The 14,703-nt window shown below is 40.0% G+C and carries 13 protein-coding genes; 1 reads left to right on the forward strand and 12 read right to left on the reverse strand.

The genetic code is table 11. From position 1 onward, the window contains the following. Nucleotides 1-24 precede the first annotated feature (24 nt). Complete coding sequence (locus tag ACJ9PY_RS20470) at nt 25-876, reverse strand: MBL fold metallo-hydrolase (protein ID WP_411738848.1); 852 nt, start codon at nt 874-876, stop codon at nt 25-27. A 125-nt stretch (nt 877-1,001) separates the two neighbouring features. Continuing rightward, the gene (locus tag ACJ9PY_RS20475) at nt 1,002-2,429 is read right to left on the reverse strand and encodes a phospholipase D-like domain-containing protein (protein ID WP_411738849.1); all 1,428 of its coding nucleotides are present in this window, start codon (nt 2,427-2,429) and stop codon (nt 1,002-1,004) included. 198 nt (nt 2,430-2,627) lie between these two features. Between ACJ9PY_RS20475 and ACJ9PY_RS20480 the strand changes: the two genes are divergently transcribed. Then, entirely contained in the window at nt 2,628-3,074 is a 447-nt protein-coding gene (locus tag ACJ9PY_RS20480) for a hypothetical protein (RefSeq protein ID WP_063575349.1), read from the forward strand. 497 nt (nt 3,075-3,571) lie between these two features. On the opposite strand, the gene ACJ9PY_RS20485 is transcribed toward ACJ9PY_RS20480, so the two are convergent. The 10 genes from ACJ9PY_RS20485 to ACJ9PY_RS20530 form a co-directional block, all read right to left on the reverse strand. Then, a complete protein-coding gene (locus ACJ9PY_RS20485) occupies nt 3,572-4,132 on the reverse strand; it encodes a peptidoglycan-binding domain-containing protein (RefSeq protein ID WP_411738850.1) in 561 nt (186 codons plus the stop codon). Between the two features lie 744 nt (nt 4,133-4,876). Continuing rightward, a protein-coding gene (locus tag ACJ9PY_RS20490) for an IS3 family transposase (RefSeq protein ID WP_411738344.1) occupies nt 4,877-6,225 on the reverse strand; the annotation gives its coding sequence in 2 pieces (ribosomal slippage) (nt 4,877-5,766 and nt 5,766-6,225; 1,350 coding nt in all). Between the two features lie 421 nt (nt 6,226-6,646). After that, a complete protein-coding gene (locus tag ACJ9PY_RS20495; RefSeq protein ID WP_063575347.1) occupies nt 6,647-6,829 on the reverse strand; it encodes a hypothetical protein in 183 nt (60 codons plus the stop codon). A 253-nt stretch (nt 6,830-7,082) separates the two neighbouring features. Continuing rightward, nucleotides 7,083-7,538 (reverse strand): DinB family protein, encoded by a 456-nt coding sequence (locus ACJ9PY_RS20500; protein WP_063575346.1) that lies wholly within the window; start codon nt 7,536-7,538, stop codon nt 7,083-7,085. A 275-nt stretch (nt 7,539-7,813) separates the two neighbouring features. Continuing rightward, nucleotides 7,814-8,464, reverse strand: coding sequence for a DsbA family protein (locus ACJ9PY_RS20505; RefSeq protein ID WP_098865522.1), 651 nt, complete (start codon nt 8,462-8,464; stop codon nt 7,814-7,816). Between the two features lie 247 nt (nt 8,465-8,711). Next, nucleotides 8,712-11,747 carry an efflux RND transporter permease subunit gene (locus tag ACJ9PY_RS20510; protein ID WP_411738851.1) on the reverse strand — a complete coding sequence of 1,012 codons (3,036 nt, stop codon included), beginning with the start codon at nt 11,745-11,747 and terminating at the stop codon, nt 8,712-8,714. Nucleotides 11,748-12,479: 732 nt separating this feature from the next. After that, complete coding sequence (locus tag ACJ9PY_RS20515; protein ID WP_098865515.1) at nt 12,480-13,178, reverse strand: polysaccharide deacetylase family protein; 699 nt, start codon at nt 13,176-13,178, stop codon at nt 12,480-12,482. A gap of 101 nt (nt 13,179-13,279) precedes the next feature. Further along, the gene (locus ACJ9PY_RS20520) at nt 13,280-13,726 is read right to left on the reverse strand and encodes an ASCH domain-containing protein (RefSeq protein ID WP_063575342.1); all 447 of its coding nucleotides are present in this window, start codon (nt 13,724-13,726) and stop codon (nt 13,280-13,282) included. Nucleotides 13,727-13,800: 74 nt separating this feature from the next. Next, nucleotides 13,801-14,277: a VOC family protein gene (locus ACJ9PY_RS20525; protein WP_411738852.1), complete on the reverse strand. Its 477-nt coding sequence runs from the start codon at nt 14,275-14,277 to the stop codon at nt 13,801-13,803. A gap of 52 nt (nt 14,278-14,329) precedes the next feature. Next, nucleotides 14,330-14,653 (reverse strand): hypothetical protein, encoded by a 324-nt coding sequence (locus tag ACJ9PY_RS20530; RefSeq protein ID WP_411738853.1) that lies wholly within the window; start codon nt 14,651-14,653, stop codon nt 14,330-14,332. Between the last annotated feature and the right edge of the window lie 50 nt (nt 14,654-14,703).

The following is a 14,703-nucleotide window of genomic DNA, read 5'->3' on the forward strand; positions in this document are numbered from 1 at the left end:
CTCATACCCTACTTTAGAGTTCAGTCACTCAACATACCCATTCACGAAAAATCCAATCGTTTCGAGCTCGTCCTCAGTTAAACCCCGCTTTAATTCTTTAGCCAATTCCTGCTCCATTAAAGCCCGGTTTCCCCGATGTTCGACCACCGCTCTGGCACATTCTTTCATTAGCTTAAGCTCCGCCTCCATCTCCAGTTTCGTGCGAGGCTGATCATGATGCGAAAGTATATAGGTTTCGGCATCATAGGCTTCTATTTTCTTAAGAAGCAGCAAAGCCTGTTCAGCCGTATAATTCCATTTTTCCGCATAAAGATTGGCATACAGGCAGTCTCCCAGAAATAAGGTCTTTTCCTCCTGTATATAAATGATGCAGGAATCATTGGCATGGTCGCCGCCGACATGTTCGATGACACAGGTTATATTGCCGAGATCGATCGTCATCGTTTTTTCAAAGATGATATCGGGCAGGGGAAGGGAAATCTCTCTATTCGTCCCATGTTCCAATTTGATTGCATCGGCACAAAAGGCAATCTCCGTCCCTTCTTCGACCCGTTGATCAAGGGCCTGATCTTCCCATGAAAGCTGCTGCATATCTTTAATGCTCGTGTATGTTTTTTCCTGACAAATCACCGGAATCCCGATATTCTCCAATCCGAATACATGGTCCCAGTGGGAATGGGTAAGCACGAGGAGATTCCCGCTTATATCATTCCGGTGCAATTCGTCCTCAAAAAGCTGTGCATGCCTGACAGAGTTACCGGCATCGATGATGAGCGTTTTCTTGTTTCCCGTCACGGCGGCAAGAACCGGGCGATCCGTTTCCTGAACTGGCGGCAGGTAGGCAATATGTTTCGATAGGTGCTGTAATGTTTGCATATTTCCGTTCTCCTTAATTGTTGTAGTTAGCTTGCTCAAGTATAGCAAATTACATATGTATTCATAAGATAATCTCCGCAAAAGGATAAAAAGACAACAATCACTGAGATTGCTGTCTTTTTGTTTCAAATGAACCTATTGAAATATACCGTAATTTTCGATAGGGCATTTAAAAAGGTGGCCTTAAAAAAAGACTCTTCCCTTTTTTGATCTTCCGGCGGTTGTATATATTTTTTATTGTCCGCAATGAGTGTACTATTTTTGATCTTTGAATCGATGGCTCCTATTAACTGTGATGCAAATCTTTCACTATCGATGACCACCATCGATTCTGTATTTAAAAAGGCAGATCGAGAATCCAAATTGTAGGAACCCACTGCACTTAATCGTTGATCATAGACAATCGATTTACCATGCAAAGAATAAGGCTTTGAATATTCATAAACCCTTGCCCCCGTCTCAACGACGCGATCCCTAAAAGCCAAGTAACCGGAAAAAGCGATCATGTTCGGGGTTGAGGCAGCCGAGTTGGTAAGTATGGTCCAATCAGCCTTTGATTCCAATTGCATCGGTACATATTCCTTCAAGGCATCCGCAGGGACAATATAGGGGCTTTGGATGTATACCGATTGCTTGGCGTTCGCAGCAATACCCAATAAAGATCTCCACACTATAGGGTATTTGTTGAACCGTTCGATCGGATTATGAATGAAGGACACTTTTTTAGTAGGTGTTGTAGCCTTGCTCCAATCGACGACTGGTTTCACGAAATCGGTTTCGGTGCGCAAAGCTTTGCTGTATTTTTTCGCTAATGCATTTCTTTCGCTTTTTCCTTTTTCCGTTTGCCTTTTTGAGAGGTCCGAAAAAACATCGCTCGTAAACGGATGGGTCCATAATTCATTCAAATAGTCCTTCATTTCAACGATTACACTATCTTTCTCCTCTTTAGCATTGAAAATGAGTACATCCCTGTCATAGACAAAATTCCTCGGCGGCTTGCTTGCTAAGTACTTATCGGCAATATTCCTCCCTCCGATGATGCCTAGCTTTCCATCTACCGTGATGATCTTGTCATGAAGGCGATTATGCCAGGTCCACGGCTTAAATGGCTTAAAGGTTTCGTAATATCTTAAGTCAATGTTTTCATGTGAAGCCAATGCATAACGGGCACTGCTTAATTGACCTCTAAGCCCATGAGCTATTCCATCCAGAAGGATTCGGACTTTGACACCACGGTCAGCCGCATCGATCAAGGCTCCAAGAAAAAGCTCGGTTGATTCACCTTTTCCAAAAGCATAGTAGGCGATATCGATTGAATGCTTTGCTTCCTGGATCATTCGCATTCTTGCGAGTCCAGACTCATAACCGTCTTCGAAAAGCAGGACACGATCCACGGTAGCTTCCTTCTCCCCCATATATTCACTTACCTGTTTAATCGGCCTGTCTTCTTCTTTTTCTGCTTTGGGGAAAAGAACAACAGCCGTTACAACTACATAAAGGAAATATAATAGAAGAACAAGCAATAATCCCTTAATTGCCGTTTTTACAGTCATTGAGCACTCCCCCCTTTAAGCGATATTTTATTACTATTCGTAAAATGCAAAGACTCTATTCAACATCGGCAGTTTTGATACACACGACGGGGCAGCAAGCGGCGATGAGTGGAATTGGAAGAATTTTCTCCCTTTTAAATGTGACAAAGTGGTGAACATGAAAGCAGTTGCATAATATGATATAGAAGGAGGGATTTCATGCTTAAACAACCTGATAGAATAAGTATCTTCAATTATTGTTTTGCATTAGGGGTATCAGAGGTTTTCTTTTTATCCAGCTTTTATCTTTCCATTCTTGACGTTTCATTATTTGCGATCGCTTTGCCATTTTCCGCTTTATTTCTAATGTTCTCCTTGTACCTATTCCTTCGAACGCACAAAGCAGTTAAGACCTTGCCCAACCAGGATGAACGAAGAAGGGAAATACATGCATTCTATCATCAATCTTTCGGGATTTTCACGATCATTTTTTTCACTTTACTTTTTGTTGCATTAGCCTTCATTCCCTTGCTCGATAACGGAGGGCATCTCTATCTTCTTTATTGTTTACCGATGGCCTTGCTTTGTATGATTCCTGCGATTGTTTCTTATAAAGGGATGAAATCATTCAAACTGGAAAACGGCAAGAATTTAACGAAAATCTAATTGATTTTACTTTTATTCAAGATTACATCCAGGTTTTTTAGTTGAATGTATAGGGAAAATGAGGATATAATAATAAATATAAAAAAAGACACTGGTTAAACCAGCGTCTCAATGAACAGCAAACTGCATAAAGAGCAGCGGCTTTCTGTGGTAAGTCAGTTGCTACTCGATCATGAAAGTAACCCTTTTCCTACATACATCTGGCCGGATGGTATGGAGGGGGTTACTTTTTTAATGTAACCGCGATTACTGCGACGATTAAAGAGGCAAATGAAATCATTAGCATCAGTCCGTCCATAATAGAAATCACCAGCGACACCCCCTTTCTGAAAAGGAGTGACCGCTGCCCACTATACCAATTGCTGTCCATTTACTATTATATCTGTATTTACTTGTTATTTATAGCCAAAAATAGATGCATTTAGTCTTCTTGATGCTTTACATAAAAAAAATCCCACTTAAAGTGAGAACCATTTTTGCATGTAGCATGTATTCCTTTATTGTTCCACTACACGGCCATCTTTATAAATGTGGAACCACCCAATCGTTCCTGAGCCGCCTTGATCGATCCAATCTTTATTAGCTGCTTTAAAGTTGTAATATGATTTTCCCTTGCCATCTTTCAGCAATCTGCCATCACCGCTGAATACGATGTTGCTGCCAAGCTTCTTCTTCCCTAACGCGATCGCGTCTTTCTCCGTGAACTGTCTTCTTTCCACCTTATTTTCATCTAAAGCAGCCCATGTCTTCGGTCCGACGATACCATCTGAAGCTAAGTTATGATCCACTTGAAACTCCCTTACCACATTTTGTGTTTGGGTACCGAAAATCCCATCAACACCTACATGATATTTAACATCTTTAAGGCTTTGCTGTAAGTCTCTTACATAACTTGAACGGGAGCCTTTCTTGAGGGTCGGGCGTGTTTCCGCCTTCGTTTCGATTTTCTGGATTTGACTTCCCTTTGATGCCGCTTCGGTATTTGAAGTCCCCATTCCTAAAGGGGCCAACATAAAGGCAACTGTTGGAATCATGACCAATAGTTTTTTCTTCAACACATATTACCTCCATTCAAATGATCACTCCTGCAGGTTTCTGACACTTCCCTTGGAGCCCATTCATTATAACGCAAGGAGTTATTTTATTGGTGTTTTATTACTTTAATTATAAAAAATGGTAAATACGATTCATCGTGGCATTTCCAAAAGCCAGTATATGATGGAAGTCCCGTTTCTTGAATAAAAACAAAAGGGGGTTTACCTATAACTTCAAACAACGTTAATTGGGCGGGTTTGCGAGACTCCTGCGGGAAAAGCGCGTCTAGGGAGACCCCGCAGGCGCAAGCCGAGGAGGCTCCCTGACCGCCCGCGGAAAGCGAGCGCCTGGATCGGAAATCAACGTTCAAATTGTACCGCAAAAAAAACTGTAGACATACTCGATTTCATCGAGTTTTGTCTACAGTCCGAAGAATATCACCCCATTCAGTTTGTATACAAAAGGGGTTTGGAAAACATATCTTTCATCACATGATGATGTTCCCAAACCAACACCTTCAACTCCTCAGGTATAGTTTCTAACTAAACGTTATAACATAGTTGATTGGAGAGGAAGGTGCGAGACTCCTGCGGGAAAAGCGCGTTTAGGGAGACCCCGCAGGCGCAAGCCGAGGAGGCTCCCTGACCGCCCGCGGAAAGCGAGCGCCTGGATCGGAAATCAACGTTCAAATTGTACTGCAAAAAAAACTGTAGACATACTCGATTTTCATCGAGTTTGATCTGACCCAATAAAGTTAGACATATAATTTAAGCAGCTTCTAAGACCTGAGTTCGGTATTCTATCGGACTCAGGTCTTTTAATTTTACCTTCATTCGTTTGTGGTTATAGTAATGAATATAATCATCTAATTCCTTTTCAAAGTGCTCCATACTTTCAAACTCTTGGAGATAAAGCAATTCAGACTTTAACAAGCCAAAAAAGTTTTCAATGACTGCGTTATCTAAACAATTTCCCTTACGGGACATGCTTTGTATAATGCGGGAATCTTTTAAGGTTTTTTGATACTTCTTCATTTGATAATGCCACCCTTGATCCGAATGGAGGATGACCGTATCTTCTGGTTTTAGGTGTTTAATCGCCTCATCTAACATATCTCCAACAAGTTTATAAACAGGGCGTTTCATCACTTTGTAGGCAATAATTTCACCATTACATAAATCAAGGATAGGGGATAGGTAACGTTTCTCCCCAAATAAATGAAATTCCGTTACGTCTGTTACCCATTTTTGATTCATTTTCTCGGCTTGAAAATCACGTTGTAAAATATGGGGGGCAATTCGACCAACACGCCCCTTATACGAACGATACTTTTTCATACGGACTAAACATTTTACGCCCATTTCATTCATGAGGCGGTTGATGGTCTTTGGATTGTGAGAAAACCCATATTTTTTTAACTCTTTTGTGATACGACGATAACCGTAACGTCCTTTATGTTCATGATAGATAGACTGAATAGTGGCTTTTACCTTCGAATACTTATCTTCTCGATTCAAGCGTTTTTCCCAATAATAGTACGTGCTACGTGGAATATCAGCGACTTTAATTAAGGCCACAACCTCATAAATGGACTTTAGTTCATAAATTACTTGCGCTTTGATTTGGGTTGTAATTTTTCCTGCATTTGAACTAAAGTATTTAACTTTTTTAAATACGCATTCTCCATTTCTAGTTGTTTAATTCGTTCTTCAAGCTCTTTAACCGAACCTTCAATTTGTTTGGATGGATTGATATCTTTTTTCATGGATGGTCTCCCCTTTTTCTTAGAAATTAGGGCATCTAATCCATAGGCATTAACATTTATTCTCCACGTCCGAATTAGTGCTGGAGATGAAATATTAAACCTTGCGGCTGCGTCGTAAGAAGATATACCCGTTTCATTCATATAATTAAGTACATCCATTTTAAACTCCGTAGAATAACTTGTATAGGATTTCTTAAATCCATCGGCTCCTTGAATTTGGTATAAACGAACCCATCCTTGAATCACTTGATACGAAACTTCAAATATTTTTTGAAGATCCATATAGCTGTGCTTTCCTTCAAGGTAAAGTCGTGTAATGAATATTTTCTGTTCGGCAGAAAAATTAGCCATAAAAAACACCCCGTAAATGTTAGTTTGGTGTCTAACATTTACGGGGCAGTTCAGTTTTGTCTACAGTCTGAAGAATATCACCCTATTCGGTTTGTATACTAAAGGGGTTCGGAAAACATATCTTTCATCACATGATGATGTTCCCAAACCAACACCTTCAACTCCTCAGGTATAGTTTCTAACTAAACGTTATAACATAGTTGATTGGAGAGGAAGGTGCGAGACTCCTGCGGGAAAAGCGCGTCTAGGGAGACCCCGCAGGCGTAAGCCGAGGAGGCTCCCTGACCGCCCGCGGAAAGCGAGCGCCTGGATCGGAAATCAACGTTCAAATTGTACCGCAAAAAAAACTGTAGACATACTCGATTTTCATCGAGTTTTGTCTACAGTCTGAAATCATCCTCTATAAGAGGTGATTTTGTTTTTATTGATTTTCTGGCTGTTGTTGATTCTGCCCTGGCATCCCAGTCCCCATTCCCATCAAGTTGGTGGCAAGCGGCACCATATTTTTCATTTTCCCGCCTTTGCCGCTCAACATTTGATAAGTGGCAATACCTACTCCAACCGAAGCAACAACTGGTAAAATTTTATCCATGTTTGCTCTCATTTACATCACCTTATATTATATATTTTTGTTCATTTCCTGAACTCTTATATCTTGTTCTAACGAACCCTAAAAATTCAATTAGTTTATTACCAAAACAATTACTAATAAAAACATGTTAGTGATATTCGGGACACCCAATGGGATATGGCGTTAACCTGATCGGCTCTATCATCGTATTGTTCACCTTGTCCAAACTTCAAGACAAGCTGTTGCGAAAAGTGAACAATTGAAAAAAAAGAGTGACCTATATAGATCACTCTTTTTTTATTAGGATTTGATTGTTAATATGATGTTCCATATGTTCGAGATAGTCTTTTATTAACCACTCCATTGATTTTAGTTGATTATTTCCTATATCACAAAGATTAGATAATCTATCATTTGGTGTATTCGTTATTATATGAATGATTTGCTTATTTAAAGTACAAAAAAGGTTAACGATCTCATCCAATGGTCGCTCTTGATAATTCTGGACTAATACCCATTGGTCTTGATTATATGGTTGTATAACATATGGCTGTACTTCGTACTGAATCTTGATGAACCTGTTCATATTGTTCAATGCAGAATCGCATAGATGTCCTAAAATCTCTTTTTTGGACCATTTGTGTGGCATTGGTCGATGATTTAATTCTTTTTCTGTCATCCGGTTGAACTCTTCTGGTATAAAACCAATCCAATGATTGATTCCATCTATTACATTTTTCAATTTGCACTCCCCCTAAGTTTTACCTAAAGGATTTTTATTCGGCAACCAACCCGTTAATACCTCCTTCTTTTGTTGAGTATAATCAACATCGTTCAATAACAGAACCAAAAGAAAAAACCGAAATCAACAAAAGGATTTCGGTTCAGACTATAGAGTTTTACATGTAGTTTTTTTCTAACAGACATGCCAGTTGATTTCAGAAATCCGCTCCCTTTCCGCCGACTGTCTGCCAAGCCTCCTCGACGCAAGCGTCTCCGGGGTCTCGGCTAGCCAGTTTAGCAATTCCCCCTACCATCACATTGCAAGCCATCAAATTCATTCCGTTTATTTTTTGCTTCTTCCTTCTCAATGACTTGCGCTAGCCTTTCTTTGCTGGCTAGTCCTTGAATGACTTCATCACCAATAATAAACGTCGGGACAGCCCTGATATCTGCTTCTTCATAAGCATGTTTGAGTGCTTGCTGGTGCACTTCCCGATACTTTCGGGACACTAACGCTTCTCTAAAGGCATCTATAGGAAGCTCAACTTCACCCGCTAATTTTGTCAATACTTCAATATCTTCAATATTTTGTTCCTCTTGAAAAAACGCGGTAAATACTCTGTTGTGGAATTCGTTCCCTTTTCCGTGCTCCTTTGCAAAATGGCAGCCTTCGAATGCCAAATGTGTATATGGATGCGGGGAGACACGGGGTAAACGCATATCAACCCCCAGCTTTTTCGCAACAGGAAGAATGTAAGAATCCCATGAATTCAACTTATCGGGTTCCTTCCATGGATCAATTTTCGTATATGGACTCGGACGCAATTCAAATGGCATCCATTCCACTTCTACATCCTTTTCCTTCACGATTTCGTCCAAAGGCCCTTTACCTAAAAAACAAAATGGACAAATAAAATCAGAATATGCTTTAATTTTCACTGTCATCATATATTCCCTCACTTTTCAATATCAGTTAAACTTGTAACCAAAATAGTTACAATTCAGAGCAAAAAAAATCAATATAATTACATGGCATTCAGTAACTGTACAGTCGATTGCTTCCTGCGATTGTTCACCACCTGCTGTAATCATTTTAGTTACAGGTTAGAGGAAAGTCAACCATTATTTTAAATAAAAAAAGTTTGTAAAGAAAATGTTGCTTTTCTCTACAAACTTTTTTATTAAAACTTCCTTACATCTCGATTTGTTCGTTAACAGGTTCTCTCTTTTTCCTTCTCTGTTTTTTCGATTTTTTATAGTACAGCAATTCGTATATACATGGAATGACGATCAGTGTGAGCAGTGTGGAAACAGCTAGCCCGCCAATGACAACGATCGCCAAGCTTTGTGAAACCAAGCTTCCTGTTTCCGCCTTTTTATATAAAAGCGGCAGCATGGCACAAATCGTTGCTACAGCCGTCATTATGATTGGACGGAATCTTGTGGCTGTCGCTTCGACGATCGCATCACGGATGATCATTTTTTCTTCGTTTTGTTTGACTCGATCCAGAAGCACAATCGCGTTTGTCACAACAATTCCTATTAACATGAGAGCACCCAGCAGTGCTGTAATATCAACTGGAATTCGACTGATAACCAATCCTAATACCGCTCCAATGGCAGCGAATGGCAAGGAAAATAGAATGGCAATCGGTGCTTTGATCGATTTAAAGGTTATAACCATGATTAAAAAGACAATGCCGATCGATATTAACATCGTAAGGAATAAATCGGAAAAATCATCTGTCTGCTGAGCACTGGCTCCGCCGACTAAAATCTCTACATCACCCGGAATACTAAGGCCTTTGTTCTCTTTATCTCCAAATATCTCGAGATTTATTTTACTTGCAATATCGGACAGCTTAGCCGGATCGACCGTTGCCGTTAATTGGAGATATGTTTCTCCATCTTTATGGAACTGCGTTGTTGCGCTCTCTTCGCTCTTTAAAGAAGCAACTTTTGACACTGGGGCTAGACCCCCGTCTGTCATGATCGGAATGCTTTTTAAATCCTCTGGTTTTTTAGGATCCAAGATTGGTTCAAGGACGACAGGTGTTTGCTTATCCTGTAAAGTTATATGGCCGATAGGCGTTTTATTAAGCATGATACCTAATTGTTGGCCGATTTGTTCTGTATTGCCTTTAGCCGGATCTACCGTGAATGAATAAATGGTTTTCTTTTCATCCTGGTTCGTTGTAACCTCTTCGATTCCTTTAATGTCCTGAATTCTTTCTTTGACATTATTGGCCGTCCGTTCCAAATCTTCTGCATTACTGCCGATCACATCTATCGTAATGTTCGTCTTTGATGCTCCCATCATAAAGGAAGAGGCTTGGGCCGTAAGCTTCGCATCAGGATAGTTTTCTTGTTCCTTTTCCATTTTTTTCAGGATTGCATCTACATTTGCTTTATCCTTTACCAGGATGCCGAAAATCGCTTCAGTAGGTGATGCGACTTCGCCATATTGTGCTGTCTCGGGAGAGTTTCCTAATTGCATGAAAATATTATCCACTTCATTCATACCCTGCATCGTTTCTTCGAGTTCAATCGCTTTTTCCTTTACTTTCTCATAGGGCTGATCATTTGGATAAGTTAATGTCACGGAGACATAATCTGCTGAAGAATTATCAATCGCCCCTTTTGGCATGGCAAAATATGTACCAATGGAACCGACAAACAACAGCATCGCAACAATCAGGACAACCCATTTATGGTTTAGTGACCAAGTAACCAGCTTCGTAAAACGCTTGGCCGGTCGATGTTTTGGCAGCTCCGTCCTTTTCAGCAATCCTGCGCTCATTAACGGAACAACCGTCAATGCCACAATTAATGAAGCCAGCAAAGAATAAGTGACAGTCAAAGCAAAAGGAAGAAGAAACTCCTGAAGCCCTCCATTCAATAAAGCAACCGGCAAGAAAACGGCTACAGTCGTAAGGGTTGAAGCTGTGATTGCCACTCCCACCTCTTTCGTTGCATCCATCACCAATTCGACTGAAATCTTCTCCTGCTGCATTTTCCGGAAAATGTTTTCAATAACGACAATACTATCGTCCACCAAGCGCCCGATCGCTACAGCGACACCGCCCAGCGTCAAAATATTCAGCGTCACTCCCGACAATGACAGCAAAAATAACGTAAAGCCAAGAGATAGCGGTATGGATACGATTGTAATGAATGTAGATCGTACATTCCGTAAAAAGACCATGATTACAATCGTAGCGAATAGCGCACCCAGCAGAACTTCTTTTACCATCGTCTGAACGGACGTCTCCACCATATCAGCTGTAGATAAATAAATGGTCGATTTCTGGTCACTATACTTTTCATTAATTTCTTTCGCTACTTTTTCAACCTCTTTACTGATTGTGACAGCATTTGATTGACTGTCCTTGATAATGCTTAAATCAATGCTTTCCTTTCCATTAAAACGACTAATGAGGTTGCCATCATTCGCTTCTTCAACTTTTGCTATCTGTCCAAGTGCGACATTAGGAGTGACCTTCAGCGCTTCTAATTTTTCTATACTTGTTAAATCACCGATCACCTTGATGTTACTTGCCTTCCCATCAATCACTTTTTCGCCTACGGCCAGAGCTGCATTCTGACCGTTAAGGACGCTCATGACATCTTGAATGGAGACTTTCTTTTTAGCCAATTCTTCATTATCCACTTTGACTGAAAGAATGGATTGCGAAACACCGAATGTCTGTACATCCGAAACCCCTTTAATATCTTTATACAAAGGCTCCAATTCTTTCTTGGCAAAGTCTATATTTTCAGCTGTTAACCCATCCTTAAAAGTAACTGATACAAATGAAATGGGAATCATTGACGTATTTAACTGTGTAACAGTAGGCTTTGCCATGCTTTGCGGCAATGCCACACTGCCTAAAGCTTCCTGAACATCCAGTTTCGCTTGTTTCATATCCGATCCGGCTTCAAAGAATAGATCTACTTTAGAAAAACCATCTCCAGTGGTAGAGTATATGGAATTCTTTCCTTTAACGCCCGTAACTGCCCTTTCAATCGGATCTGTAACTTGTGCTTCCATCGTTTTCGAATCGGTGCCCTGCCCCATTGTGATAATCGTAACTTGTGGATTATCAGCAGATGGTAAAAATTCCATCGGCAGTTTAAAATAACTGACAACTCCTATCATCAAAATAAATATGGTTACCAATGAAACGGCAGCCTTGTTCTTAAACGACCACTTAGTAAAAAACTCCACGCACTAATCACCCCTGAATAAAATTTAGAAGAAAATAATTCCATTTCAAATCTTACCATATATTACTAATGTTGGAGTGTTAATTTTTTATTGATTTTTATATTTTTTTATGTCTATCGATGCGGAGAACTTTTTCCACATAAAAAAAGGCTGCACAGCAGCCTCTAGTTTTTAGACAAAAGGGGTTTCTAAATTTCAAAACAAAGTTGATTGGAACGTAAGGTATGAGACTCCTGCAGGAAAACGTGTTCAGGGGAGACCCCGCAGGCGCAAAGGCGCCGAGGGCGGACCGCCCGCGGAAAGCGAGTGCCCTACGTTCCAATCAACGTTCAAAATGCACAAACCTAAAAAATGAAGAAACGCGATTATTTATACCCTCTGATAAAAAGCATAACGATAGCCAAAACCATTATCCCGATAAGTAATAACGGGCCGATGCCCGAGCTATACACGAAGTATACCGTAATGTGGCGAAAAATGAGCACCACAAGAAATAGGAATAACAGGAAACACAAAATCATGATCAGAGCGGTGTTTTTATTCCGATACAAGTAACCAGCCCCATTTTAATAGCTTTATTTCCACTAAGGAAAAATTCATGCGAATCCAAGCCCTAACAACAACCTTCCGTTAAGAAACAATATGCAGCCCATGTTTTGTACTATTCTTTATATCAAATAAAAAAGGGCTGCCGCAGCAACCCGATTCTTCGAAAATCCTCTGGACCAAAAACTACATTTCCTGAAGTTCATTGACCGTCACAAACGTATACCCTTCGTTCGTTAACTCTCGTAAGATCCCTTCAATTGCTTGAAGCTCTTTACCCGTATCATCATACATCGGATGCATCAGGATGATCGAACCTGGTTTTATATTTTCCTTCACATACTTCACTTTGTCAGAAGCGGTAGTGTAATAGCTATCTGGTTCCAGATCCCAGGTAATGGTCTCTCTATCATTTTTATTTAAATAATAAGGCAAACCTATGATTTTTTTCCCGTTTGGAGGCCGGACATCAATTTCACCCTTATATCCGGCGTTCTGAATCAATTTATCCGTTTTCTCGATTTCCTCCTTTATATAAGAAGGCGATTTGAACACCATCCGCCTGTGCGAATATGTATGATTCCCAATCTGATGTCCCGCTTCCGCTATTTTCCTAGCTTCCTCCGGGTACTTTTCGATTTCGTTACCGATCAGGAAGAATGTAGCTTTCACATCATATTTAGCCAACAACGGCAGAATCTCATTTACATTCTTCGATGGGCCATCATCAAAAGTTAAAGCGACCACTTTTTCATTCGTCTCGACATTATCCGTTAATCCACCGAACACCTGATAGGTTCTCGAATTCATTAATTTATACGTACCAAGCATCAGCAGGAAAACAACCAGGATTACCAAGCCAATGAATATCAGTTTCTTTTTCATGCAAATACCTATCTTTCTATAAGGTTTTTAATCCAATGATCTATTATAGCAAATCATTGAACAAAAACACTTATTGCTCTCTCCGACCAATCCGTCCACACTCACTTTACATGTATCAACTCAAAACGCTCACACACCAGCAGCATATCTTCTTTAAAGGTGTGGCCGATTTTGTCCAGTTCTTCTTTAAAAAATTTCTCATGAGCATCCCACCAGTAAGTATAGGTACGATCTCCTTCCCCTTCTGAAATCGCAAACTCTTCACTCACTTCATTCATGGGCAATACTTCGACTTTCACTGTTTGTATGATGGCTAAGGGCAAATCCTCACTGCTTAAGATAATGCTGTAATCACCCACGGATGGTAATGGTTCATTTTCCTCTCCGTAAAAAACATACCCAGAGCATGTAGCCGTTTTTATCCCATCCATCACTAACTGAGCCAAATGATCGGGATCGGCCCCGAATTGCCATGCACTGACAGACTGGGGTTTTTCATCTTTCCCTTGCCAATATTCATTCCAATATAATTCCGCTTTGACATTCATTCTATTATTCTCCATTCTGTTTTGACATAAAGCATATTTGAATGATTATTATTCTTAAAATTTCCGTTCATCTGTCATTTGTTATTTTCACTTCTGCATTCATTTATCTGCTCCCATTCACTTAAATACATACGATTCTTGATTATTTTTGAATTCTCCAGTTTACTAATAAACTCCAAACTGTTTCCATCTGGATCATTAAAGTGAATTTTAGCGTGGGCATATTCCCCATGAGGCATCACGAAAGGTTCAACTGGTAGAAATCCAAAAGCCTCTCTTGGCGCATAGCCTCTATCTTTTAGCCATGCGACTGAGCTCTTTAGATCTTCCAATGATACTTGAAAAGCGATATGCCGTAGGGAGGGATGATAATCAACCTCCACTTTTTCCGTTTCCCAAAGCCCCAACCAACTTTTATCCTTCTCAATCCATAGAAAAGCCAGATTGTCTTCAACTTTATGATCCAACTGCAAACCTAGCCCTACATAGAATTCAATGGAACGATTCAAATTACTAACCGGTAAATGTGCTTCATATAAACCTCTTATCATTGAATAATCCCCTTTTAGTCAGAACTATATCCACCATCTTGATTCAATCCCTTTATCTTATTATTCTGCGTGGCCATTCCATTTCACCCGTTAACAACAAAGTGATGATGATTACCCAAAAAATAAAGAATGATGAGGAGAAAACCAATGAGATGATGGAAATCATGTTTTTCTCCGTTTTCTTCAAAATTCCCATGACAGAGAGGACGATGCCGGCAACCGTAAGGAAAAATGTGATATAACCACCAGTCAAGTTTTCGATATTTCCTATTCTGATAGGTGTAATAAAAACAGTAAAAAAGCAAATGATTCCAATGATGAATGAAGTAAAACTAATTACACCGTACCTCTTCTGAATACAAGCTTCGTTTTCCATCGAGCTCACCCCTTTCATCAGTTTTTAAAGCCTATATACATCTATTAATA

It is taken from the genome of Peribacillus sp. S4 (assembly GCF_046715815.1).
Taxonomy (GTDB): Bacteria; Bacillota; Bacilli; order Bacillales; family DSM-1321; genus Peribacillus; species Peribacillus frigoritolerans.